The sequence below is a fragment of the Stenotrophomonas maltophilia complex sp. Om-AH-Sm3 genome (genome assembly GCF_059337855.1).
Map to the genome: position 1 here is coordinate 1 of NZ_JBYBLQ010000028.1, position 24,711 is coordinate 24,711.

The window sequence follows — 24,711 nt, forward strand, 5'->3', positions numbered from 1 at the left end:
GGTGTCGGGCGGCGGGGTATCCGCGGCATGGATGCCGCGGCTAAGCCTACACGGACGTACTTGCGGCGTCCCCGCCGCCCGACACCGCCTCGCCACGCTTCAGTACACCAACCGCCGCTGTTGCTGTTGCCGTTGCTCTAGCCTTTCAGCGGGTCCCGGGCCGCAGGCCCGGGCAACAAATCCCTACCGGTCGTCGTGCAGGGTGCCACCCGGCAGGAACACCCACGTGCGGGTGACCTGCAGGATGTCGATCTCGTCCTCGGTCTTTGGCAACGGCGGGAACGGCTGGGCCAGCTGCACCACCCGCAACGCCGCTTCATCCAGCAGCGGCGTCCCGCTTGAACGCAGGATGCGGCTGCTCTCCACGCTGCCATCGCGGCGCACGCCCACGCTGATCACCACCTGGCCGCCGAGCCGGCGCTGCCGGGCCTCGTCCGGGTAATTCAGGTTGCCGACGCGCTCGGCGCGGTCGACCCAGGCGCGCAGGTAATTGGCATAGGCATATTCACGCGTGCTGGCCGACACGAACTTGCGATTCGGGCGCTTGGCATACTGCGCCGAGCGCAGATGCACCTCGGCAGCCAGTCGCGCCATCTCCACGTCGCGCTGCTCGCGTGCACTCAACGGCGCGTCCGGCTCGGGGCGTTCCGGGGATGGCTGGGCCTGCGCCTGTGCCACCGAGTCCTGTCCGTTGCGGCTGCTGACCACCCGTGTCTGCGGCGGCGGAACCGGCGCGGCCGATTGCTGTTGCTGCGGCACCGGGCTCAACCCGGACTGGGCCTGCGGCACGATGCCGGCCTGGTTGTCGCGCGGACGCTGTGCGCGGTCGTGCTCGCCACCGCCTTCCTGGTTGGCGGCGGCAAGGAAATCAGCCTGCTTTGGCGTCAGTGCGGTGCGCGTCTGGCTGAAGATCACTTCCAGCGTCGGCACCAGCGGAGCATCGCCTTTCACGGCGAAGCCCACGCCCAGGATCAGCAGGGCGTGGACCAGCACCGACAGTGCGATGGTGGCCCCCAGCCGTTGCGCTTCGCGTGGCGGCGGGGGCAGAACGGCAGGTGCGGACGGCATCAGCGCAGGCCGGCCTCGAGCGCGTCGAACAGGGTGCCGGCAATGTTCAGGCCGTACTGCGCGTCGAGCTCGCGCACGCAGGTCGGGCTGGTCACGTTGACCTCGGTCAGGTAATCGCCGATCACGTCCAGGCCGACGAAGCGCATGCCACGACGCTTCATCTCCGGGCCGACCTGGCCGGCGATCCAGCGGTCACGCTCGCTCAACGGGCGCCCTTCGCCACGGCCCCCGGCCGCCAGGTTGCCGCGGAACTCGTCACCCTGGGGAATGCGCGCCAGGCAGTAATCGACCGGTTCGCCGTCGACCAGCAGGATGCGCTTGTCGCCGGCGCTGATGTCGGGAATGAACTTCTGGGCCAGCGCCAGCTTGCGGCCGCCGTCGGTCAGTGTCTCCAGGATCACGTTCAGGTTCGGATCGCCCTGGCCGCTGCGGAAAATCGAGCGGCCGCCCATGCCGTCCAGCGGCTTCAGCACCGCCTGGCCGTGTTCGAGGGCGAAGGCCTTCAGCGCCTTGGCATCGCGGCTGACCAGGGTCGGCGGGCAGCACTGCGGGAACAGCAGGGCAGCCAGCTTCTCGTTGTAGTCGCGCAGGCCCTGCGGGTTGTTGACCACGCAGGCACCGGCAGCGGTGGCCACGTCCAGCACCTGGGTGTCGTAGATGTACTCGGCGTCGACCGGCGGGTCCTTGCGCATCAGCACGATCTGGCCGGGTCCGAACTCGGTACGGCTGAACTCACCCAGCTCATACCAGCCGGCCGGGTCGTCGCGCACCTGCAGCGGCGCGGTCTGGGCCACCGCCACGCCACCTTCCAGGGCCAGTCCGCCCGGCCGCACGTAGTGCAGGGCATGGCCGCGGCGCTGGGCTTCCAGCAGCATGGCGAAGGTGGTGTCCTTGGCGATCTTGATGTGGGCGATGGGGTCCATCACCACGATGACGTTCAACGGCATGGTCGCACCTGTCAGGCAAGGCGTTGATGGTAGCGGCAACGCCGGTCGCGCGCCTCCCTGCCATACTGCAACGCAGCGTCCGCCCGGCGGTCGCGCACTCATTGCGAAACCCGTCACGTTCAGGAGGGGGCCATGCCCCGCGCCGTGGGGCGGCCTTGAAGCGGGCGCGGAAAGTGCGATATAGATACGCTTTCGCAGCGGCCCCCGCCAGAGATCGGGCCGTGCGCTTGGGGATAGGCAATGACTGAAAACACGACTGCGGGCGGGGAACTCGCAGGACTCCGGGTGATGGTCATCGATGATTCGAAGACCATCCGCAGGACTGCGGAAACGCTGCTCAAGCGCGAAGGCTGCGAGGTGGTCACCGCCACCGACGGCTTCGAAGCGCTTGCCAAGATCGCAGACCAGCAGCCGCAGATCATCTTCGTCGACATCATGATGCCGCGCCTGGACGGGTACCAGACCTGCGCGCTGATCAAGGGCAACCAGCTGTTCAAGGCGACCCCGGTCATCATGCTGTCGTCCAAGGATGGCCTGTTCGACAAGGCGCGGGGACGCATCGTCGGCTCGGAGCAGTACCTGACGAAGCCTTTTACGCGTGAAGAACTGCTGGGTGCCATCCGCACATACGTCAACGCCTGACCAGGGGGGAAAGGCACAATGGCTCGTATCGTCCTGATCGAGGATTCACCGACCGACCGCGCGGTGTTCACCCAGTGGCTGCGCCGTGCCGGCCACGAAGTGCTGGAAGCGGACAACGCCGAGGATGGCCTGCAGCTGGTCCGCGACCAGGTGCCGCAGCTGGTGCTGATGGACGTGGTCCTGCCCGGCATGAGCGGTTTCCAGGCGACCCGTGCGATGGCCCGTGATGCGGCGATCAAGCACATCCCGGTGATCATCGTCAGCACCAAGGCGATGGAAACCGACAAGGCCTGGGGCCTGCGCCAGGGCGCCGCCGATTACATCGTCAAGCCGCCGCGCGAGGATGAACTGATCGCGCGGATCAACGAACTGGTGGCCTGATGCGCTCGCCCTTCGACATCCTTGAAGCCTATGAACGGCGCAGCCTGGCCCATGCGGTGCAGCTGCCCGGGAAGCAGTTTGCCCAGGACCTGTGGCGTGGCGTGGGTTTCCGCGTCGGCCAGCGCCGGCTGGTGTCCGATTTCCGCGAAGTAGTGGAAATCGTACCGATGCCACCGGTGACCCCGGTGCCCTGTGCGCAGCCCTGGCTGCTGGGCGTGGGCAACCTGCGCGGCAACCTGTTCCCGGTGGTCGACCTGAAGTACTTCCTGGAAGGCACGCGCACCGTGCAGCAGGAAGGCCAGCGCGTGCTGATCATGCGCCAGGCCGGCGGCGACGTCGCACTGACCATCGATGAACTGTTCGGCCAGCGCAGCTTCGAGCTGGACCAGCAGATCGAAGCGGGCACGTTGGCCGAAGGCCGCTACGGGCATTTCGTCGATCGTGCTTTCCATGCCGACGGCCACGACTGGGGCGTGTTCTCGCTCTCGCTGCTGTCGCGCACCCCTGAATTCCGGCAAGCCGCGGCCTGAGGCCGGGCATCGCCCCCTGCATTGAAGATCGAGGTTGAACGATGAGTACTGCTTCGGACGCCACCAAGACCGGCAAGCTGCGGCTGGGCGGCAGCAACCTCTGGCTGTTCCTGCTGCTGGCATCGATGATCCTGTTCGGCGTCAACACCGGCGTCGCCACCTGGCAGGGCAGCCGCCTTGCCGACGCCGGCTCCAAGGCCGCCGACCTGCAGGTGCTGTCGCAGCAGCTGGCCAACCAGGGACGTGACGCGGTCGGCGGCAACGCCCAGGCCTTCACCGCCTTCAAGGCCACCCGCAACGCGATCGAGCAGAACGTGTCGACCCTGCAGGGACGCTACGGCAAGGAGCCGGGCGTAGCCGGTGCCATCGCCACCCTCGGCGAGACCTGGGCGCCGCTGGGCAAGCAGGCCGGGCAGCTGGTGGCCAGCGAACCGGCCGTGCTGGCGCTGGCCGGCAACGCGAACAACTTCACCGGCGCAGTGCCGGGCCTGCAGGCCCAGCTGAACGAGCTGGTGCGTGCGATGTCCGCTTCCGGCGCGCCCTCGTCGCAGGTGTACAGCGCGCTGCAGCAGGTCGTGGTGGCCGGTTCGATGGCCCGCCGCGTGACCGAAATGCGTGCCGGTGGCAGCGCCGCGGCGACCTCCGGCGATGCGCTGGCACGTGACATCACCGTGTTCTCGCAGGTGCTCGACGGCCTGCGCAACGGCAACGAGGAACTGGGCATCACCGCCGTGCGCGGTGCCGCCGCCGTGGCCGCGCTGGAACAGTCGCAGCAGAAGTGGGAAGCGATGAAGCAGGACGCCGACGCGATCCTGGCCAGCTCGCGCCAGCTGTTTGCGGCGCAGTCCGCTGCCACCGCGCTGGGCCAGGGTTCGGCCCACATGCTGGATGACAGCCGCAAGTTGTTCGACGCGTTCTCCTCGTTCGGCTCGGTATCCGACACCCGCCTGTTCCCGAACTTCTGGATTGGCGTGGTCTCCGGTGCGCTGTCGCTGATCGCGATCATCGGCTTCGTCTCCACCAACGTGCGCAGCCGCTCGCGCGAGCAGGAACTGCGCTACCAGACCCAGGTGGAATTCAACAGCCGCAACCAGCAGGCGATCATGCGGCTGCTGGACGAAATCTCCTCGCTCGGCGAGGGCGACCTGACGGTGAAGGCCTCGGTGACCGAGGACATGACCGGCGCGATCGCCGACGCGATCAACTACGCGGTGGACGAGCTGCGCCACCTGGTGACCACCATCAACGACACCTCGGCCAAGGTCGCGATGTCCACCCAGGAAACGCAGGCCACCGCCATGCAGCTGGCAGAGGCGGCGGGCCACCAGGCCAACCAGATCACCTCGGCCTCGGACCGCATCGGCGAAATCGCGGCGAGCATCGAGCAGGTGTCGCGCAACTCGGCCGAGTCGGCCGACGTGGCACAGCGTTCGGTGGTGATCGCCGCCGAGGGTGCCGGCGTGGTGCGCGAGACCATCCAGGGCATGGACCAGATCCGTGACCAGATCCAGGAAACCTCCAAGCGCATCAAGCGCCTGGGCGAGTCGTCGCAGGAAATCGGCTCGATCGTGGAACTGATCAACGACATTTCCGAGCAGACCAACATCCTGGCGTTGAACGCGGCGGTGCAGGCGGCGTCGGCCGGTGAAGCGGGCCGCGGTTTCGCGGTCGTGGCCGACGAAGTGCAGCGCCTGGCAGAACGCACCTCGGGTGCGACCCGACGCATCGAAAACCTGGTCCAGGCCATTCAGGCCGACACCAATGAAGCGGTCACCTCGATGGAGCAGACCACGGCCGAAGTGGTGTCTGGTGCGCGCCTGGCCGAGGACGCCGGTACCGCGCTGACCGAGATCGAACGCGTGTCAAACGCGCTGAACACCCTCATCAAGAACATCTCCATCGCCGCCCAGCAGCAGTCGGCCGCCGCCTCGGACATCACCCGCACCATGGGCGTGATCCGGCAGATCACCGGGCAGACCTCGCAGGGTGCCGGACAGACCGCCGAGTCGATCGGCCACCTCGCGCAGCTGGCGGCGGACCTGCGCCGTTCGGTCGCCGACTTCAAGCTGCCGGCGTGACACGGGCAGGGCGGCGAGCAAGGAACCAGTCGATGAAGCATTTCCATTCCCCACGCCAGAACTCGCGCGGCCACCGCGCGGCGGCGAACGGAGCGCGTCCATGAGCAGTCTGCGCGATGCGATGAGCCACGCAGCGCTGGGCTGGGTCAAGCCCGAGCTGGACGAGACCCTGCGCCAGGTGCGCAACGAGGTCGAGTACTACGCCGAAGACCCGACCGATGCCAGCCGCATGCGCATCTGCGCCGGCTACCTGCACCAGGTGCAGGGCACCCTGCGCATGGTCGAGCTGTATGCCCCGGCGATGGTGGCCGAAGAGCTGGAGCAGCTGGCCAACGCCATCGGCGCCGGCCGCGTGGCCGACCGTGATGAAGCCTGCGCAACCCTGATGCGTGGCAGCGTGCTGCTGCCCGACTATCTGGAACGCCTGCAGAACGGCCATCGCGACATTCCGATCGTGCTGATGCCGCTGCTCAACGAGATCCGCGCGTCGCGCGGCGAAGAAGGCGTCACTGACAGTGTGCTGCTGGCCTTTGCGCCGGACAGCGTCACCGCCACCGAGGCCGAGCTGGACCATGCCCGTGGCAGCCTGAGCGGGCGTAATCGCGAGCTGCTCGACACGGTCGGCAGCGCGGTGAAGGAAGAACTGCTGCGCATCAAGGATGCGCTTGACCTGCACCTGCGCACCGGTGGTGCGCCGGAACAGCTGCAGACCCAGGCCAACGAGCTCGGCGCCGTGGCCGATACGCTGGGCATGATGGGCCTGGGCGTGGCCCGCGGCGTGGTCGTGCAGCAGCGCGATGCGCTGCGCGGCGTGGTCGAAGGTCGCCAGCAGATCGACGAGAACCTGCTGCTGGATATTGCCGGTGCACTGCTGTACGTCGATGCCTCGCTGGACGACCAGGTTGCCCATCTGGGCGCCGGCGGCAGTGGCGAGGACGACCCGAGCGCGGTCGAGAACCGGCGAACGGTGGAGGTGCTGGCGCATGAAGCCATCGCCAACTTCGCCGCTGCCCGCGAGCATTTCGTCGCCTTCATCGAAACCAGCTGGAACCATGCCGAGCTGCAGGATGTGCCACGCCTGCTGGGCGATGTGTCCGGCGCGCTGCGCATGCTCGACCTGGGTACCGCCGCCGATTACCTGCGCGGCGTGCAGCAGTACATCGAGGCCGAACTGATCGGCCGCCAGCGCGTGCCCAGCGGCCGCCAACTGGACACCCTGGCCGATGCCATGGCCAGCCTGGAGTACTACCTGGAAGCCCTGCGCGACCGCCGCCCGGGCCGAGAAGACATCCTCGAAATCACCCGCAGCAGCCTCGAGGCACTGCGCTACTGGCCGCTGCCGGAGCACAATGCCGTTGCGCCGGACGCGCCGGCACTGCTGCCGGTCGAACGTGAGCCGGTTGCGTTGCAGGCCGAGCCCCTGCAGCCGGAGCGCATCGAGGTTCCGGTGCAGCCTGCGGCGCCCGCTGCCGGCGACGTGCCGGTGCCACTGCCGGACTTCACCTTCGATCCGCCGCCGGCCTCGCCGGCGCCGATGGTGTCCGACAACCGCCTGATGTTCGGCGCGCTGGGCACCGTGGCAGCCGTGGCCGCCAGCACGGCTGATACCGGTGCTTCGCCATTGCCGACGCACGACGATGCGGACGCATCGCTGGTCTTCGCGGCGTCCAGCGCACCTGCGCCGGATGTCCCGCAGTGGGAGCTGGCGCCGTTCCATCCGGAGGCCGACGCCATCGTGCCTGCCGATGACGAGCGCAGCCCGACCTTCGCCAGTTTCGATCCGGTCAGCTTCGAGCTGGCCGAGGGTGATCACTCCGGTGCGCCGCAGTGGTCGCTGTCCGGGGCGCCGCAGATGCTTGAGGAAAGCGCAGCGCCTGTGATCGATGAGAGGACGGACGCGGTGGATTCCTCCGCGACCGCTTTCGATGCTGCACCGGTGTTCGACCCGGTGGCGGCCGAACAGGATGCGGCTGCCGTGGCCGACGACGTGGTGTTCCGCTTCGATGCCGACGCGCTGGACAACGCTGACGACGTGCTGTCGCTGCATGCGATGGAAACGCTGTCGCTGGACGATGACGCCGCGTTGCATCCGTCGCTGGAGATCGTCGATGCCGTCGTTCCGCCGCTGACCGGGGTGGATGAGGCCCCGGATGACCTGCCGGTACCGTCGATCACGTCGCCGTTGATCGATGCGGCGGCTCCTGCGGCGGATACGTCCGCTCCGGCCGTGTCGGTGATCGATATCGACACCATCGCGCCGATCGATTTCAGCGAGGCCGACGCCCAGTTCTTCGCCGAGTTGAGTGCGGCCGCTGCCGGCTTCAATCCACAGGCGATGGCCGCTGCGGCAGCGCCGGAGGCGGTGGATTCGGCCGTTGCCGGGACCGACGCCGACACCAATGCGGGCTTCGACGCCGGTTTCGACGACGATGCCGAGAACATCGACGAGGACATCCGCGAGGTGTTCCTGGAAGAGTTCGACGATGAGCTGGCCAATCTCGGCACGCTGCTGCCGGCATGGCGCATGCAGCCGGACAACATGGACCGGCTGCGCCCGATCCGCCGCATCTTCCATACCCTCAAGGGCAGTGGCCGCCTGGTCGGCGCACGCACCCTGGGTGAGTTCGCGTGGAAGATCGAAGGCATGCTCAACCGCGTGCTGGATGGCAGCCGCGCCGCATCTCCCGCCGTGCTGGCGATGGTCGACAACGCGCATGCGGCGCTGCCGCAGCTGAACGCGGCGCTGCGCCATGGCCACCGCATCAGCGTTGACCTGCAGGCCATGCAGGCCATCGCCGATCGTGTCGGTGCAGGCGAGGAGACCTACTACGTACCCCTGCCTGGGGCCACTGCATCGGTTGCACCGGTGGCCGAAGTCGAGGGCGAAGACGAGATCATCCGCATTCTCGACGCGGAGGTTGCCGCTTCGGCGCTGGCCGATACCGCCGAGAAGGCCGAAGCCACCGGCACGCCGGCCAACATCGACAGCGTGCTGCGCGAGATTCTCGAGGCCGAGGTGGAAGTCCATCAGGCCACCCTGCAGGACTGGCTGCGTTCGGCGCAGCAGGCACCGCAGCCGGTCAGCGACGCACTCCTGCGCGCAGTGCACACCATGAACGGCGCCTTCGCGATGACCGAAGTGCCCGAGATCACGGCTGTAACCGGCGGTGCCGAGTCCTACATCAAGCGTGCACTGGCCGCCGAAGTGGTGCCGGGTGATGAAGGCGTGGCCGCGCTGGATGCGACCGCGCAGGCGATCACCGCCACCATGGAAGCGCTGCAGGCCGAACAGCCGCGTATCGCACCGCAACAGGTACTGGCACAGCGCCTGCAGGCGCTGGCCAGCGAGTTGCCGGAAGCGCGCTGGCCGATGGTGGGCCTGGAGGACGACGAAGCTGAGCTGGCGCTGGATGACGAACCGACGGCGGACTGGGATGCGGACGCCCCGGCAGCCGTCGCGCCTGAAACCGATGCGGTACCGCTTTCGTCCGTCGCGCCGGAGCAGGAACCACAGGCAGTTGCCGATGTCGCCGAAACCCCGGTCGAGGATGCCGCGATCGAGGGCGAGGGCGGGCTGGAGGTCGGTGAGCTGACCGCCAGCGACGATCTTTCGCGCTACTTCGATGCCGGATGGCCGTCGGTACCGGGTGAGGGAGCGGCGTCGCTACCGGTGGTCGAATCGATCCAGGTGGCCGACGACGTTCCGGGCGTTGAGGTAGACGGTGTCCAGGCGGAGGCCGAAAGCGCGCCGCTGTTGGCCGACGATGCCGGTTTGACCGTCGTGGACGATCTGTCGCCGTACCTGGATGCCAGTGCGCTGCCGGTCGACGACCGCGATGCCGAAGAGATTCCTGATGCTGTCGAAGCCGTCGCATCTGACCTGAATGCGTCCTCGTTCGATCACGTGCACGTCGCGGACGCTGAGGCATTCGAGACGCCTGCTGCACTGCCGCTCGACAGCGAGCTGTCGAGCCTGCAGGATGAAATGGCTGCGCCGGGGTTTGCAGAACCGGTCTCGCTGGACGCCGCGCTCGAGGCCGGCCTGCACGTGATCGACGAAGAGCAGCCCCTGGCCGACGACGGGCAATGGTCCGTGCTCGGCCTGCAGGCCAGCGAACTCGCGCCGGGCGAGGCGGAAGCCTTTGCCGAGGATGCGGACGTCGGCGGGGAGGCGGCGATCGGTGAAGGAGAGAGCGCCGATCAGCCGTCCCCGGCGACGGTGAATGAGGAGATCGCGGAGGCCGCAGCGCCGGCCACCGCCGAACCGGTGCGGTTCTTCGAACTGGAAGACGCGCCGGGCCAGGTGGAAGTCCACGCCGAAGCTGCCGATGCCGATGCCGTGTCGGATGCCCCGGCCGTTGGCGCGCCTGACGCCGACGTGGTTGAAACCGTGGCACCCGACGTCCTTGACATCCCGGTGCCGGAAGACAGCGCCGATACGCTCGACTTCAGCGTCTACGATCGCGAGCTGGTCGACATCTTCGTCGAGGAAGGCAAGGACCTGCTCGACCACTGTGATGGCCTGATCAGCGAGCTGCGCGATGCGCCGCAGGACCGCGAGGTGCTGGCCGGCCTGCAGCGTGACCTGCATACCCTGAAGGGTGGCGCACGCATGGCCGGCATCAACGCCATCGGCGATCTTGGCCACAGCATCGAATCGTTGCTGGAAGCCGTCGCCGCTGGTCGCACCGAGATCGAACGCCGCGATGTGCAGTTGCTGGAGCGCGGATTTGATCGGCTGCACCAGCTGCTCACCCGCACCGGCGACCACCGCGTGGTGGAACCGGCGCAGGACCTGGTCGACGCGTTCGAAGTGCGTACCACCACCGATATCGCTGCGGCGGCTGCTGCAGCCGCAGCCGCAGCCAACGTGGCGAGCGTCGCAGAAGCCACTTCGGCACCGGTTGCCAGTCCGGCATCGGCACCGGCACTGCTTGATGCGCCACTGTCGGCACCGCTGCCGGCCGAAGGCGTGGTCGATGAAGATCCGCTGGCACGCCCGCAGCAGGAACAGGTGCGCGTGCGCGCGGATCTGCTCGACCGCCTGGTCAACCATGCCGGTGAAGTGGCGATCTACCGCTCGCGCCTCGAGCAGCAGCTCGGCGCGTTCCGTGGTGCGATGGGCGAGCTGGAGCGCACCAATGCGCGACTGCGCGACCAGCTGCGCCGGCTCGACCTGGAAACCGAAGCGCAGATCGTCGCCCGCTACCAGCGTGAGCAGGACCAGGCAGACCAGAAGTTCGATCCGCTGGAGCTGGACCGCTTCTCCACGCTGCAGCAGCTCAGCCGTGCGCTGAACGAATCGGCGGCCGACCTTGGCGGCCTGCAAGGGGTACTGGACGATCTGTCGCGCCAGTACGATTCGCTGCTGCAACAACAGTCGCGCGTCAGCTCCGAGCTGCAGGACGGCCTGATGCGCGCGCGCATGGTGCCGTTCGATGGCCTGGTGCCGCGCCTGCGCCGAGTGGTCCGCCAGTCCGGCATGGATACCGGCAAGCAGGTGCACCTGACCCTGGAAGGCACTCACGGCGAACTGGACCGCAATGTTCTCGATCGCATGGTCGCGCCGCTCGAACACATGCTGCGCAACTCGGTGGCCCATGGCCTGGAAGCGCCGGAACAGCGCCGCGCCGCCGGCAAGCCGGAAGAGGGCGAAGTTGCCATCCGCCTGCACCGTGAAGGCTCGGAAATCGTGCTGGAAGTGGCCGATGACGGTGCCGGCCTCGATCGCGAAGCGATCCGCCGCCGCGCCATCGACCGTGGCCTGTTGGCCGCCGACGCGCAGCCGAACGATCAGGAACTGGACAACCTGATTTTCGCCTCCGGTTTCTCCACCGCCGACCAGGTCAGCCAGCTGGCCGGTCGTGGCGTGGGCATGGACGTGGTGCGCAACGAAGTGCGCCAGCTGGGCGGCTCGGTCGACATCCAGTCGGTGCGCGGCCAGGGCGTGCGCTTCACCCTGCGCCTGCCGCAGACGCTGGCCGTCACCCAGGCGGTGTTCGTGCAGATCGGCGAGACCACCTTCGCCGTGCCGGTGGCCTCGGTCAGCGGTATCGGCCGCCTGTCGCGCGAACGTTTCGAGGCAGCCGACAGCAGCTACCGCTACAGCGGCGAAGACTATCCGTTGTATGACCTCGGCAGCCTGGTCGGGCAGGCCCCGGCGCGTGCCGATGGCCAGGACCAGGTGCCGCTGTTGCTGGTCCGCGCCGGCGACCTGCGTGCAGCCGTGGCGATCGATCAGGTGCTGGGCAACCGCGAAATCGTGGTCAAGCCGGTGGGCCTGCAGATCGCATCGGTACCGGGCATCTACGGTGCCACCATCACCGGCGATGGGCGCGTGGTGGTGATCCTGGACGTCGCGCCGCTGGTGCGCCGCTTCCTGGCCAATCCGACGGCACCGGTGCTGGCCAATGCGCCGCGCGACGAACGCCAGGTGCCGCTGGTGATGGTGGTCGATGACTCGCTGACCATGCGCAAGGTGACCGGTCGCATCCTCGAACGCCACAACTTCGAAGTCAGTGTCGCCCGCGATGGCGTGGAAGCACTGGAGCGGTTGGAAGAGCGCGTGCCGGACCTGATGTTGCTGGACATCGAGATGCCGCGCATGGACGGCTACGAGCTGGCCACTGTGATGCGTGCCGATCCGCGTTACAGGGATGTGCCGATCGTGATGATCACCTCGCGCAGCGGCGACAAGCACCGCCAGCGTGCCTTCGAGATCGGTGTCCAGCGTTATCTGGGCAAGCCGTACCAGGAACTGGATCTGATGCGTAACGTGTACGACCTGCTGGGGATCGCCCGTGTCCGTGAGTGAAACCCATCCGGCCCCGGCCGTCGCCCTGCTGGCCCGCCCCGGTGCGGCGCGTGAACGCCTGCGCGAGGCGCTGGCGCATGCCGATGTACAGCTGGTCCTGGAAGATGATCCGAACGGCCTGGAGCCGCAGGTCCTGCAGGCCGCGGACCCGCAGTTCGTGGTGATCGCGCTGGAAGCTGCCATCGAGGACGCACTGGAACGGTTGGAATCCGTGCTCTCGGCACCGGGGCTGACCCTGGTGTTCGATGAGGCTGAGCTGGCCGCCCGCCGCGACGGCTGGGAGGCGCAACGCTGGGGGCGCCACCTGGCCGCCAAGCTGCACGGCCACCAGCAGGTGTTGCCGCCGGGCGCCGAAGAAGAGCCCAGCCTGCAGCTGGAGCCTGGCCATCCGGCGCCCGCGCCGGCGCCGCAGGAAGAAGCCCTGCGCCCGCACCTGGAACAGGCGCTGAGCTGGGCCGATGACGTTCCGGCCGACGGCCTGTATTCGCCACCGGCAGACCTGCACGAACCGATCGCGCTGGAGCAGGCCCTGGCGGCGCTGCAGCCGGTCGTGCCCGAGCCTCTGGATCCGCCTTCGGCGCCGCAGGCACTGGCCGAACCGGCGACGCCTGCGACACCGCCGGTCTCCTTCGATCACACCGCCTGGTCGCTGGTGGAAGAATCGATCGAAGCACCCGTATCGGCAGAAGCCGTGGCGCCGGTCGTCGCGCCGCAGCCCTCGTTCGATACCGATCATTTGAGCCTGGTCGATCTGGATGCCGTCGCCCCGGCCGGTGCGCGTGCCGCATCGCTGCTGGTGCTGGCCGGCATCGGTGGCCCGGATGCGTTGCGTCGCCTGCTCGGCGCACTGCCCGCGTCGTTGAGCGTGCCGGTCCTGGTGCACATGCGTCTGGATGGTGGCCGCTACGGCAATCTGGTCAAGCAGATGTCCCGTGTTTCGCCGTTGCCGGTGCAGCTGGCCGAGGCCGGCCAGCACGCGGTGCCGGGCGAAGTGCACGTGCTGGCCGATGATATCGGCGTGCGCGCGGCCAGCGATGGCCTGCATTTCCAGAGCGATGCCAACGGTATTTCGCTCGCTTCGCTGCCGGCCGAACACACCGCGCTGGTGCTGCTCAGCGGTGCCGACCTGGCCCACGTAGGCCCGGCGCTGGACCTGGCGGCCGCCGGTGCGTGGGTGGCCGGGCAGGTGGGCGAGGGCTGCTATGACCCGGCGGCGGCCACCGCCGTGGTGGCTGCCGGCATGGTGGCCGGTGAACCGCAGGAACTGGCGCAGGCGATTGCCGCGCGCTGGGGTGAGCAGGACGACAACGGAGACGCACCATGAGCTACGCCAGCAATGACGAAATCCGCGGTGTCCTGATCCAGGCCGGCAACGAGCGCGTGCTGCTGCCCAATGCCACCGTGGCCGAAATGATGTCGCGCGTGCCGGTGCAGCCGGTCTCCGATGCGCCGCGCTGGCTGGTCGGCGAGATCGGCTGGCACGGCTGGCAGGTGCCGCTGGTGTCGTTCGCACGCCTTTCGGGGCTGGGCGAAGAGACGGTGGCCGGCCACAACAAGGTGGTGGTGCTGAAGTCCCTCAGCGGCAACGCGCAGCGCCCGTACTACGCGCTGCTGACGCAGAACTTTCCGCAGCTGATCTCGGTGCCGCGCGACGGCTTGCTGGCCGACGCCTCCGAAGAAACCCTGCCGCAGACCGTGCACATGCGCGTGCTGCTGGGTGAGCAGAGTGCGCTGCTGCCGAACCTGGACGCGTTGGAAGCCGCCCTGGATTCGCTGGTGGCCTGATCGGCAATCCGCCGGTCGGATCCCCGGTAGTGCCGGCCGCTGGCCGGCAACCCCATGATCCGGTGGATGCCGGGCAGCGCCCGGCACTACCACGAACCTGTCCTATCCCAGGTCGCCCAACCGCGCCTGCAATGCCGCGACCGCGGCCAGACCGGCCGTTTCCGTGCGCAGGATCCGCGGGCCCAGCTGCAGTCCCTGGAATCCTGCCGCTGCCAGCTGGTCGCGGTCGCGCGGCGACCAGCCTCCTTCCGGGCCGATCGCAAGCACGAGGCCCCCTGCCGGAGCGGCCGTCAGCGTCGACAGGCGATGTGCGCCCCGCGGGTCCAGGGTCAGCCGCAGCGTATCGGCCGGCAGTACCGCCGCAGCCTGCGCCAGCGACAGCGGCGAACCCACCTGCGGGATGCGCGCACGCCCGGACTGGCCGCAGGCCGACGTCACCACGTTGTTCCAGTGCGCCACGCGCTTCTCGGCCCGTGCTGGATCGAGCTTCACCTCGGTGCGCTCGGCGTTGACCGGAATGATCGCCGCCACGCCCAGTTCGGTGGCCTTCTGCAGGATCAGGTCCATCTTCTCGCCACGGGCGATGCCCTGCAGCAGGGTGATCGCCAGCGGTGATTCATTGTCGATGGCCTGCACAGCATCGATGCGGACCTGTACCTCGCGCTTGCCGGCCACGGTCAGTGTCGCGCTGTAGTCGTTGCCATCGCCGTTGAACAGCACGCACGTATCGCCCTCGCGCAGGCGCATCACCCGCACCAGGTGGTTGGCCGTCTCTTCCGGCAGGGTCACGGTCTGGCCGCTGTGCAGCGCCAGGTCGATGGGGCAGCGGGTCACGCGCATGCAATCGCCTCGTCGATGGCCGCCAGCGTGGTGTGTGCCAGCAGCTCCAGTTGTTCGTCATCCACGCAATAGGGTGGCATCCAGTACAGCACGTCGCCCAGCGGGCGCAGCACCACGCCGCGCTTGAGGGCGGCCTTGTAAGCGTTCAGGCCCAGCCGCAGGCCCGGGTCGAAAGGCGTGCGCCTGTTGCCGTCGCGCGACAGCTCGAACGCCACCACCATGCCGGCCTGGCGCACGTCGGCCACGTGCGGATGGTCGGAAAATGGCGCCGCAAGCGTGCCCATCACCGACGCGATGCCCCGGTTGCGGGCGATCACATCGTCGTCGCGGAAGATGTCCAGCGTCGCCAGTGCCGCCGCGCAGGCCAGCGGATTGCCGGTGTAGCTGTGCGAATGCAGGAAGGCGCGCTCGCGCGAGTCGTCGAGGAAGGCGTCGTACAGCGCCTGCGTGGCCAGCACGGCGGCCAGCGGCAGGAAGCCGCCGGTCAGGCCCTTGGAAAGGCACATCAGGTCCGGCATCACCCCTGCCTGCTCGCAGGCGAACAGGGTGCCGGTGCGGCCGAAGCCGGTGGCGATCTCGTCGGCGATCATGAACGCGCCATGGGCATCGCACAGTTCGCGCACGCGCTGCAGATAGACCGGGTCATGCATGCGCATGCCGCCGGCACACTGCAGGCGCGGTTCCAGGATCACCGCGCAGATCTCGCCCGGATGCTGGTCGAACAGCGTGGCCAAGCCGTCGGCAGCCTGCCGTGCGCGATCTGCCGCGCTCTGGCCCGGTTCGGCCAGGTAGGCATCGGGCGATGGCGCGAACAGGCCTTCGGCCAGCAGCGGTGCATAGACGCGGCGATACAGCGGAATATCGCCCAGCGCCAGCGCACCCAGGGTCTCGCCGTGGTAGCCGTTTTCCAGCGCGATGAAGCGCGTGCGCCGTGGCTCGCCGCGGTTCTGGAAATACTGGAAGGCCATCTTCAGCGCCACTTCCACGCCGGCCGAGCCGTTGTCGGCGTAGAACACTTTGGCCAACGGCGCGCGGCCGGGCTGGCGTGGCGCCAGCGCCAGCAGGCGCTCGGCCAGGGTGATCGCCGGCTCGTGGCCGAAGCCCGCCAGCATCACCTGTTCCAGCTGCCCGGCCTGCGCCGCGATGGCGCCGCCGATGCGCGGCTCGGCATGGCCGAACAGGTTGGTCCACCAGCTGCTGACGGCGTCCAGGTAGCGGTGGCCGTCGTGGTCGATCAGCCATGCGCCTTCACCGCGGGCGATCGGCACCAGTGGCAGGGTGTCCGGATGCTCACGCATCTGCGTGCACGGGTGCCACAGCACCTGCAGGTCGCGTTGCCGCCAGTGCTGGGCCAGCGGGGAGGGGGTTGGGTCTGCTAGCATTTCGGGCTCATGAACATGTTGCTGCCTGCACATTCTATCGGCCCCGGCGCTGGCGCCGGCCGCCGCGGAGATTCCGCATGAACGATGACCGTGCCGGCCGTCGCTTGCCGATCATCCATCGGATCACCGATGAGGAGAACGGCCCCTTCCAGCGCCAGCATCTGGACCTGGAATTCTCCAACGGTGAACGTCGCCGGTTCGAGCGCCTGGTCAGCCGTGGCCACGGCGCGGTGGTGGTGGTGCCGATGCTCGACGATGAGACCGTGCTGCTGGTGCGTGAATACGCCGCCGGCATGCACCGCTACGAACTGGGCCTGGTCAAGGGCCGGATCGACGCCGGCGAAACCCCCGAGCAGGCCGCCGACCGCGAGCTGAAGGAAGAAGCCGGTTACGGTGCGCGCCGGGTCGACGTGCTGCGCGCAATGACCCTTGCCCCGACCTACATGAGCCACCAGTCGTGGCTGGTGGTGGCGCGCGACCTGTACCCGGAAAAGCTGCCCGGCGACGAGCCGGAAGAACTGGAAGTGGTGCCGTGGAAGCTGGCCGAACTGGACCAGCTGATGTTGCGCGAGGACTTCTCCGAGGGACGCTCGCTGGCGGCGCTGTTCATTGCCCGCCAGTGGCTGCAGGGAACGCGATGATCAAACTGACCACGGACCTGCGCGAGACCGCCATCGCCATCGCCCAGCAGGCCGGCCAAGCCATCATGCAGGTGTATGCCGATGGATTCGAGGTCCAGATCAAGGACGACAACAGTCCGGTCACCGCGGCCGACCTGGCGGCCAACCAGGTCATTGAGCTGGGCCTGCGGCAGCTGACACCGGACCTGCCGATCCTGTCCGAGGAATCGGCGCAGGTGGGCTGGGAGCAGCGCCGCCATTGGGGCGCTTACTGGCTGGTGGATCCGCTCGACGGTACCCGCGAGTTCGTCAAGCGCAACGGCGAATTCAGCGTCAACATCGCCTTGATCTACCAGGGCGCGCCGGCCTTTGGTGTGGTGCTGGCGCCGGTCACCGGCATCGTCTGGCATGCCATGCGCGGCGAGCTGGCCTATCGGCGGCAGGGCCTGCATGACACCGTGCTGCGCACCCGTACGCCGGCCACGGCTCCGCTGCGCGTTGCCGCCAGCCGCTCGCACCGCTCGCCGGAAACCGAGGCGCTGCTGGCGCGCATGGGCCGCATCGAGACCATCGCACAGGGCTCGTCACTGAAATTCTGCCGGATCGCCGAAGGCGGCCTGGATGTCTATCCGCGGCTGGGCCCGACCTCCGAATGGGATACCGCCGCTGGCCAGTGCGTGCTGCATGCCGCCGGCGGCGCGGTGCTGTCGGCGGCGACCGGCAAGCCGTTCCGCTACAACCGCCGCGAGACACTGTTGAACGGCGATTTCATTGCCCTTGGTGATACCAGCCTGCCATGGCGCGACTGGTTGTCCGACTGATCCTGGAGGCCCCATGAGCGCGCACGACACCCCCACCACCGGCAGCGCCGCAAGCAGCGAACTGGAGCGCCTGCTGGCGATCATGGCGCGGCTGCGTGACCCGCAGGGCGGCTGCCCGTGGGATCTGGAGCAGAACTTCGCGACCATCGCCCCCTACACCATCGAGGAAGCCTACGAAGTCGCCGATGCGATCGACCGGGGTGACCTGGACGATCTCTGCGACGAGCTCGGCGACCTGCTGCTGCAGGTGGTGTTCCACGCACGCATGGCCGAGGAGCAGGGCGCGTTTGCCTTCGCCGAGGTCGCCCGTGCGATCAGCGACAAGATGCAGCGCCGCCACCCGCACGTGTTCGCCGATGTCAGCGTGGACGATGCCGACGGGGTGACGCGCAACTGGGAGGCGATCAAGCGCGCCGAGCGTGCCGCCAAGGGCGAGCAGGACACCTCCGCACTGGCCGGTATCTCGCGCGGCCTGCCGGAATGGCAGCGGGCGGTGAAGCTGCAGTCGCGCGCGGCCAAGGTCGGTTTCGACTGGCCGGGTCCGCTGCCGGTGCTGGACAAGGCAGCCGAGGAGCTGCAGGAGCTGCGCGAGGAGTTCGAACGCGGCGATGTCGCGGGCAACAAGGCGCGCCTGCAGGAAGAACTGGGCGACCTGCTGTTCGTCTGCGCGAACCTGGCGCGTCATGCCGATATCGATCTGGGCGCTGCACTGCGCGGTGCCAACCACAAGTTCGAGCGTCGCTTCCGCGCGATGGAAGCGCAGGCCGACGCACAGGGTGAGGCGTTGGCCGAACTGGACCTGGATGCGCAGGAAGCACTGTGGCAGCAGGCCAAGGCAGCAGAGAAGGCGTGAGAACGCTTGGCCTGTTCCTGCTGACCGCGCTGGCCGAGATCGTTGGCTGCTACCTGCCATGGTTGTGGCTGCGCAAGGGAGGCAGCGTCTGGCTGCTGCTGCCGGCGGCGGCCAGCCTGGCCCTGTTCGCCTGGCTGCTGACCCTGCACCCGACTGCCAGTGGACGGGTCTATGCCGCCTACGGTGGCGTCTACATCGGCACCGCGCTGTTCTGGCTGTGGCTGGTCGATGGCATTCGTCCCAGCCGCTGGGACCTGCTGGGCGCAGCGCTGTGCCTGGCCGGCATGGCGGTGATCATGTTCGGGCCGCGCACCTCATCGGTGTAGAGCCGAGCCATGCTCGGCTGCTCTCCTTCCGACCGCGCTGGCGCGCGCAAGCCGAGCATGGCTCGGCTCTACAAGGTCAGCGATGGCGCATGATGTGGGCGACCCTGGTTCCCCGAGCCTGCTCATGTCCCGCTTCGCCAGCTTCCGCGAGTTCTATCCGTTCTATCTCAGCGAACACCGCCACCCGATATCGCGGCGGCTGCACTTCATTGGCAGTTGCGGGGTCCTGCTGCTGGTCGCCACTGCCTTGCTGCGCGGCCAGCCGCTGTTCCTGCTCGGCGCCCTGTTCTGCGGCTACGGGTTCGCCTGGGTCGGCCATTTTTTCTTCGAGAAGAACAGACCGGCGACGTTCCGCCATCCGCTGTACTCGTTCATGGGTGACTGGGTGATGTTCCTCGACATCCTGCGTGGGCGGGTGCGCCTGTAGCGGGCGGCTGCGGTGCCTTGCGGGCATTGCCTCGCCGGCAGAGGAAAGGGCGGGGCGGGTTGCACTTCCGCTTGCATGAACCGCTGCGCTGCGGCACGCCTGCGGGCGACCGATCTGGGATAATGGGGTTTCCTGTTTCCTCTGCTGCCGGACCCGGTCATGACCCAGAAGACGCTGCTCAACGATACCCACCGCGCCCTTGGCGCCAAGATGGTCGATTTCGGGGGTTGGGACATGCCCATCCACTACGGCTCGCAGCTGGACGAGCACCATCTGGTGCGCCGTGAGTCCGGCGTGTTCGACGTCAGCCACATGACGGTGGTCGACCTGCGTGGTGACCAGGTCAAGCCGTTCCTGCGCCGCCTGCTGGCCAACTCGGTCGACAAGCTGAAGGTGACCGGCAAGGCACTGTACTCGTGCATGCTGAATCCGCGCGGCGGCGTCATCGACGACCTGATCGTCTACTACCTGGGCGACGACTTCTTCCGCATGGTGGTCAATGCCTCTACCCGCGAGAAGGACCTGGCCTGGCTGCGCGAGCAGGCTGCGCCGTTCGGCGTCGCCGTCGAGCAGCGCCCGGACCTGGCCATCCTCGCCGTGCAGGGCCCGCAGGCGCGCGACATCGTGATCGGCCTGGCCCGCGAAGCCGACCGCGCAGCGTTGACCAAGCTGGGCCGCTTCGCCGCCCTGCAGGTGCAGTCCGATGACGGCGTCGAGCTGTTCGTCGCGCGCACCGGCTACACCGGTGAAGATGGTTTCGAGATCCTGCTTCCGCAGGACGCCGTGGTCGCCTTCTGGAACCGCCTGCTGGCGGCGGGCGTGAAGCCGGCCGGCCTTGGCGCGCGCGACACCCTGCGCCTGGAAGCGGGCATGAACCTGTACGGCCAGGACATGGACGAAGAGATCAGCCCGTACGAAGCGGCGCTGGCCTGGACCGTGTCGCTGGACGAAGGCCGCGACTTCATCGGCCGCGACGTGCTGGAGGCGCAGAAGAGCGCCGGCACCGCGCGCCAGATGATCGGCCTGGTGATGGACGAGAAGGGCGTGCTGCGCCACGGCCAGACGGTCACCACGGCCAGCGGCCAGGGCGAGATCCTGTCCGGCACCTTCTCGCCGACGCTGGCCAAGGGCATCGCCTTCGCCCGCGTGCCGGCCGGTGAACTCGGCGAGGTCACCGTCGACATCCGCGGCCGTCAGGTGCCGGTGCGGGTGGTCAAGTTCCCGTTCGTTCGGGAAGGCCAGGCGCAGCCCGGCGTGCTCACCGACGCCTGATCCGTACGTGCCGGTCGTCACTGACAGCAGTGGCGGCCGGTTGGTTACACTAGCCCCGTTTTTTCCACCCCTGCATATCTCTGGAGCAGTCCCATGAGCGAGATCCCCGGCGACCTCAAGTTCCTCAAGTCCCATGAGTGGGCCCGTGTCGAAGGCAATGGCCGCGTCACCGTCGGTATTTCCGACCACGCCCAGGGCCTGCTGGGTGACCTGGTCTACGTCGAGCTGCCGGAAGTCGGCGCCGACGCCAAGGCTGGCGAGCAGATCGCCGTCGTCGAGTCGGTGAAGGCCGCCTCGGACGTCTACAGCCCGATCAGCGGCAAGGTCGTCGAGGTCAACTCGGCCCTGTCCGACAAGCCGGAAACCATCAACGAAGATGCCTACGGCGAAGGCTGGATGTTCGTGGTCGAACTGACCAACGCCGATGAGGTCAACGAGCTGCTGGACCCGGACGCGTACGCCGAAGCCCTGGAGAACGAAGACCACTGAGTCGTCGTTTCCGGATTCTGGAACGGCCACCTTCGGGTGGCCGTTTTTGTTTTGGCGACTGCACCGGACTCATGACGCGGGGTTCGCTGCGCACCCTCGGCGTGGCATCAGCCGACAGGCGAACGGTGCCGATGGGCGTGCGCAGTTTTGCGCAAATCCGCGTTTCAGCCCCGCGCCGACGCACTCGGATGTGAAAACTTTTCGCCCCCTGTTGCGGCGCTGTTGTGCTGGCGTTGGTGGCGGCGCCGGTGACCATCGACGTCGCACGCGCGATGCCGTTGCGAGTCTGTGTCTAGATGCGCGGAGTGCTTATTTCAAGTGCTTTTTGTTCAACGTATGCATCGATGCCGGTGCATGCAGCACGCTTGCGCGACGCTTCAACCGCCATGGCGGGCCGCGTAGAGCAGTGGCGCCGACGGCGCTCGGAAAGGCGCGGATGTGAAAATTTTTCGCGGGGGTTGTTGACAGTAAAAAAAACCGTGATTAGGTTTCGCCTCAGCAGACCTTGCCTGCCCAACCGAGTGCGCAGAATCAATCGTCCGATGCGAAGCAGCCCCTTCAAGACCACCGCGACCCTGATGACGGTGGACATGGCCCCGCTTCCCCCGGAGAAATGCAAGGCACCTCCCGTTCCGATGTCCGCTCCGCCGATCGAGGCGGGCATCGCCGCATCCGTAACGGCGCGCTTGACGCGCCGGCGGTCCCCGCACGCAGCATCCGCGGGTTTGATCCAACTGGGCGTTTCAACTCCCTATCACTGACGAGGAGCCATCCCATGGCAACCAAGAAAGCTGCGAAGAAGAAGCCCGCCGCCAAGAAAGCGGTGAAGAAGGTCGCGAAGAAGGCCGCTGCCAAGAAGGCAGTGAAGAAGGTCGCGAAGAAGGCGACTGCCAAGAAGGCAGTGAAGAAGGCGGCGAAGAAGGTCGCCAAGAAGACCACTGCGAAGAAGGCGGCGAAGAAGGTCGCCAAGAAGTCCACTGCCAAGAAGGCCGTCAAGAAGACCGCGAAGAAGGCGGCCAAGAAGGCCACCAAGAAGACTGCCAAGAAGGCTACGGCCCGCAAGCCGGCCAAGAAGGTCGCAAAGAAGGCGACTGCCAAGAAGGCCGTCAAGAAGACCGCCAAGAAGGCAGTAAAGAAGACCGCGAAGAAGGCCACCAAGAAGGCTGCCCCGAAGAAGGCAGCGAAGAAGGTTGCCAAGCGCAAGCCGGCCGCCCGCAAGAAGAAGGCCGCTCCGGTCGCTCTGCCGGCAACCCCGGCGCCGCTGATCTAAGTACTTCCCGATAGCCGCATCCTGAAACCCCCTTCCCTGGCTGCCCAGCGGGGAGGGGGTTTTTTTATGGGCGGCTTCGGTCGCCTGGTTGGGCGATTGCCGGCGGGAATCGTTCCACCAGGAAGTCGAGGAAGCTGCGCAGGCGGGTGGAATGGTAACGATCGTGCGCATAGACCACGTGCATCGGCCGACCGGCCTGGCCGTGCCCTGGGAGCAGCTGCACCAGTCGCCCAGCCTCGACATCGGCTGCCAGCAGCAGCGTCGACTGCAGGATGATGCCCAGGCCATGCAGCGCCGCCGAACGCAGCGCTTCGCCATTGTTGATCTGCAGCCGGCCGTCGGGCACGTGGTCGAGCTCGCCAGCGTCGTCCTGCAGCCACTGCGCAAGTGCACTCGGTTCGAACGACAGGCATTGATGGCCGGCAAGTGCATGCACGCTGTCTGGCGCGCCATGCCTGGCCAGATACGCCGGCGAGGCGCACATCATCAGGCGATAAGGGGCCAGGGCTCGCGCCACCAGCACGCTGCTGTCGGCCAGCGTGCCGATCCGCAGCGCCGCTTCGAAGCCCTCTTCGGCGAGGTCGACTACGCGATCGGTCAGCGTCGCTTCGACCCGGACATCCGGATGGCGCGCCATGTACTCGGCCAGTGCCGGTACCAGTGCATGCGTACCGAAGATCACCGGTGCACTGATGCGCAGCGTGCCCGCCGGTGCCAGGTGCTGGTGCTGCGCCTGCGCATCGGTTTCGTCCACCAGGCGCAGGATCTCCCGGCAGCGCGTGTAGTAGTCCTGGCCGAACGGCGTCGTGTGCTGGCGCCGGGTGGTTCGGCTCAACAGCTGCATGCCCAGCCGTGATTCCAATGCACGCAGATGCTTGCCGGCCATCGTCGCGGAGATGTCCATCGCCGCAGCTGCAGCACTGAGGCTGCCCTTGTCCACGATCAGCACGTAGACCTGCATGCTTTCCAGCAGGTTCATCTGACACCCCGGGTGTTGAATGCTGAAACCTGCGCGGAGTTTATCAATCAGGGGTGATCAAACAGCATGTCGTGCAAGGGCTGGATTGGCCGGCCATGCGGACAGGAGAACACCATGGACTTGAATCTTGCAGGCCGCACCGCTTTGGTGACGGGCGCGGCCAGCGGCATCGGTGCCGCCGTCGCCAGGCAGCTGGCGGCCCAGGGCGTGCGCGTTGCCATCACGTCACGGCAGCGGGCACCGCTGCAGGCGCTTGCGGCGCGGATCGAAGCCGAAGGCGGCGCGGCACCGGTCATCGTGGCCGGCGATGTCACCGTGGCCGGTGACGTCCGGTACATCGCGCAGGCATCCCGGGAGGCATTGCAACGCGTCGACATCCTGGTCAACGCCGCAGGTGGCTCCCGGCCGACCACCGTCGATGCCGATGATGATGTCTGGGAGGAAGCGATCGCCCTGAACTTTTCCGCCGCGCGGCGGATGACCCAGGCGCTGTTGCCTGGCATGCAGGCGCAGGCATGGGCACGGGTGATCAATTTCAGTGGTTCGATGGAACCGCGTGCGGTGAACGCGGCCACTGCGGCGAAGGCGGCGCTGCATCTGTGGAGCAAGGGGCTGTCGTCGGAGGTGGCCGGGCAGGGCATTACGGTGAATGCGATTGCACCGGGGCGCATCAACAGCGCGCAGATCCTGGAACGCCTGCATCCCACCGAGGAAAGCCGACGTGCGTTCATCGCCAGCAACATCCCGATCGGACGCTTCGGTGAACCCGAGGAAGTGGCGCCACTGGTGGCGTTCCTGTCCTCGCCGCTGGCCGGCTACATCACAGGCGCGGTGATTCCGGTGGACGGCGGCATGCACTACTTCGCGCACTAATGCTGCGGAGCTGTAGAGCCGAGCCCATGCTCGGCCGTCTTGCGCCAGGATTCCGCTCAGCCGAGCACGGCTCGGCTCGGCCCTACACAACAACGCCATGATGGCGCATTTGCCCCCAAAGTCAGCCCAGGCTAGGCGCCCGCTTAGCCCGTGTCGGATGATGTGGGGCGACGCGAGGACAGCTAGGTGTGTAAACCCACCACGTTGTTCAGCGGGATTCTGGAAATAGGCGGCTGGCTGCCGATCCCCATGTGGGGTCGGTGCCAGTTGTAGTGATGCAGCCATTCAGGTAGCACGGCATCGCGTTGCTCTGA

General features: G+C 67.6%; 23 protein-coding genes. 16 read left to right on the top strand and 7 right to left on the bottom strand.

Annotation, left to right across the window (positions count from 1 at the left end):
• Positions 1-183: 183 nt before the first annotated feature.
• Positions 184-1,068 carry an energy transducer TonB family protein gene (locus AC10QF_RS19690; RefSeq protein ID WP_494542721.1) on the bottom strand — a complete coding sequence of 295 codons (885 nt, stop codon included), beginning with the start codon at positions 1,066-1,068 and terminating at the stop codon, positions 184-186.
• Complete coding sequence (gene gshB / locus AC10QF_RS19695; protein WP_494542722.1) at positions 1,068-2,015, bottom strand: glutathione synthase; 948 nt, start codon at positions 2,013-2,015, stop codon at positions 1,068-1,070. Before gshB ends, AC10QF_RS19690 begins: the two co-directional genes overlap by 1 nt.
• A gap of 240 nt (positions 2,016-2,255) precedes the next feature.
• Here gshB and pilG point away from each other — a divergent pair, with 240 nt between their 5' ends.
• The 7 genes from pilG (at position 2,256) to AC10QF_RS19730 (ending at position 14,245) form a co-directional block, all read left to right on the top strand.
• A complete protein-coding gene (pilG, locus tag AC10QF_RS19700; RefSeq protein ID WP_005418455.1) occupies positions 2,256-2,657 on the top strand; it encodes a twitching motility response regulator PilG in 402 nt (133 codons plus the stop codon).
• Positions 2,658-2,675: 18 nt separating this feature from the next.
• A complete protein-coding gene (locus AC10QF_RS19705) occupies positions 2,676-3,038 on the top strand; it encodes a response regulator (protein ID WP_005410717.1) in 363 nt (120 codons plus the stop codon).
• Entirely contained in the window at positions 3,038-3,568 is a 531-nt protein-coding gene (locus tag AC10QF_RS19710; RefSeq protein WP_005418454.1) for a chemotaxis protein CheW, read from the top strand. The genes AC10QF_RS19705 and AC10QF_RS19710 overlap by 1 nt, the downstream gene beginning before the upstream one ends.
• Positions 3,569-3,609: 41 nt before the next feature.
• Positions 3,610-5,646, top strand: a complete 2,037-nt coding sequence (locus tag AC10QF_RS19715; protein ID WP_049415562.1) for a methyl-accepting chemotaxis protein — start codon at positions 3,610-3,612, stop codon at positions 5,644-5,646.
• Positions 5,647-5,746: 100 nt separating this feature from the next.
• Positions 5,747-12,460 carry an Hpt domain-containing protein gene (locus tag AC10QF_RS19720; protein ID WP_494542723.1) on the top strand — a complete coding sequence of 2,238 codons (6,714 nt, stop codon included), beginning with the start codon at positions 5,747-5,749 and terminating at the stop codon, positions 12,458-12,460.
• Positions 12,447-13,784: a chemotaxis protein CheB gene (locus AC10QF_RS19725; protein ID WP_353075817.1), complete on the top strand. Its 1,338-nt coding sequence runs from the start codon at positions 12,447-12,449 to the stop codon at positions 13,782-13,784. Before AC10QF_RS19720 ends, AC10QF_RS19725 begins: the two co-directional genes overlap by 14 nt.
• Positions 13,781-14,245 (top strand): chemotaxis protein CheW, encoded by a 465-nt coding sequence (locus AC10QF_RS19730; protein WP_197599068.1) that lies wholly within the window; start codon positions 13,781-13,783, stop codon positions 14,243-14,245. Before AC10QF_RS19725 ends, AC10QF_RS19730 begins: the two co-directional genes overlap by 4 nt.
• Positions 14,246-14,347: 102 nt before the next feature.
• Here the strand turns inward: AC10QF_RS19730 and AC10QF_RS19735 are convergent, their stop codons facing one another.
• Both AC10QF_RS19735 and bioA read right to left on the bottom strand, forming a co-directional pair.
• On the bottom strand, positions 14,348-15,085 hold the full coding sequence (locus AC10QF_RS19735) for a 16S rRNA (uracil(1498)-N(3))-methyltransferase (protein WP_053499524.1): 738 nt from the start codon (positions 15,083-15,085) through the stop codon (positions 14,348-14,350).
• Positions 15,076-16,467 carry an adenosylmethionine--8-amino-7-oxononanoate transaminase gene (bioA, locus tag AC10QF_RS19740; RefSeq protein WP_065178189.1) on the bottom strand — a complete coding sequence of 464 codons (1,392 nt, stop codon included), beginning with the start codon at positions 16,465-16,467 and terminating at the stop codon, positions 15,076-15,078. The genes AC10QF_RS19735 and bioA overlap by 10 nt, the downstream gene beginning before the upstream one ends.
• 77 nt (positions 16,468-16,544) lie before the next feature.
• Between bioA and nudE the strand changes: the two genes are divergently transcribed.
• The 7 genes from nudE to gcvH all read left to right on the top strand — a co-directional run bounded on the left by nudE (position 16,545) and on the right by gcvH (position 21,275).
• Entirely contained in the window at positions 16,545-17,108 is a 564-nt protein-coding gene (gene nudE, locus AC10QF_RS19745) for an ADP compounds hydrolase NudE (RefSeq protein WP_111176550.1), read from the top strand.
• Positions 17,105-17,908 (top strand): 3'(2'),5'-bisphosphate nucleotidase CysQ, encoded by an 804-nt coding sequence (cysQ, locus tag AC10QF_RS19750; protein WP_053499520.1) that lies wholly within the window; start codon positions 17,105-17,107, stop codon positions 17,906-17,908. Before nudE ends, cysQ begins: the two co-directional genes overlap by 4 nt.
• A 13-nt stretch (positions 17,909-17,921) precedes the next feature.
• A complete protein-coding gene (gene mazG / locus AC10QF_RS19755) occupies positions 17,922-18,761 on the top strand; it encodes a nucleoside triphosphate pyrophosphohydrolase (protein WP_111129455.1) in 840 nt (279 codons plus the stop codon).
• Entirely contained in the window at positions 18,758-19,087 is a 330-nt protein-coding gene (locus AC10QF_RS19760; protein ID WP_494542724.1) for a YnfA family protein, read from the top strand. Before mazG ends, AC10QF_RS19760 begins: the two co-directional genes overlap by 4 nt.
• 124 nt (positions 19,088-19,211) lie before the next feature.
• Complete coding sequence (locus AC10QF_RS19765; RefSeq protein WP_494542725.1) at positions 19,212-19,514, top strand: Mpo1-like protein; 303 nt, start codon at positions 19,212-19,214, stop codon at positions 19,512-19,514.
• A 159-nt stretch (positions 19,515-19,673) separates the two neighbouring features.
• The gene (gcvT, locus tag AC10QF_RS19770) at positions 19,674-20,786 is read left to right on the top strand and encodes a glycine cleavage system aminomethyltransferase GcvT (RefSeq protein WP_005418427.1); all 1,113 of its coding nucleotides are present in this window, start codon (positions 19,674-19,676) and stop codon (positions 20,784-20,786) included.
• Positions 20,787-20,879: 93 nt separating this feature from the next.
• Positions 20,880-21,275 (top strand): glycine cleavage system protein GcvH, encoded by a 396-nt coding sequence (gene gcvH / locus AC10QF_RS19775; protein WP_005418426.1) that lies wholly within the window; start codon positions 20,880-20,882, stop codon positions 21,273-21,275.
• A gap of 292 nt (positions 21,276-21,567) precedes the next feature.
• Here the strand turns inward: gcvH and AC10QF_RS19780 are convergent, their stop codons facing one another.
• On the bottom strand, positions 21,568-21,939 hold the full coding sequence (locus AC10QF_RS19780; protein WP_146257476.1) for a hypothetical protein: 372 nt from the start codon (positions 21,937-21,939) through the stop codon (positions 21,568-21,570).
• A gap of 111 nt (positions 21,940-22,050) precedes the next feature.
• Between AC10QF_RS19780 and AC10QF_RS19785 the strand changes: the two genes are divergently transcribed.
• Positions 22,051-22,545: a histone gene (locus AC10QF_RS19785; RefSeq protein ID WP_069139367.1), complete on the top strand. Its 495-nt coding sequence runs from the start codon at positions 22,051-22,053 to the stop codon at positions 22,543-22,545.
• Between the two features lie 64 nt (positions 22,546-22,609).
• Here AC10QF_RS19785 and AC10QF_RS19790 read toward each other — a convergent pair whose 3' ends face one another.
• Positions 22,610-23,524 carry a LysR family transcriptional regulator gene (locus AC10QF_RS19790; RefSeq protein WP_111176546.1) on the bottom strand — a complete coding sequence of 305 codons (915 nt, stop codon included), beginning with the start codon at positions 23,522-23,524 and terminating at the stop codon, positions 22,610-22,612.
• A 114-nt stretch (positions 23,525-23,638) separates the two neighbouring features.
• On the opposite strand from AC10QF_RS19790, the gene AC10QF_RS19795 reads away from it, so the two are divergent.
• Positions 23,639-24,397 (top strand): SDR family NAD(P)-dependent oxidoreductase, encoded by a 759-nt coding sequence (locus AC10QF_RS19795; RefSeq protein WP_494542726.1) that lies wholly within the window; start codon positions 23,639-23,641, stop codon positions 24,395-24,397.
• Positions 24,398-24,579: 182 nt separating this feature from the next.
• Here the strand turns inward: AC10QF_RS19795 and AC10QF_RS19800 are convergent.
• On the bottom strand, positions 24,580-24,711 hold a 132-nt coding region (locus AC10QF_RS19800; protein WP_494542727.1), incomplete at its 5' end, for an integrase core domain-containing protein.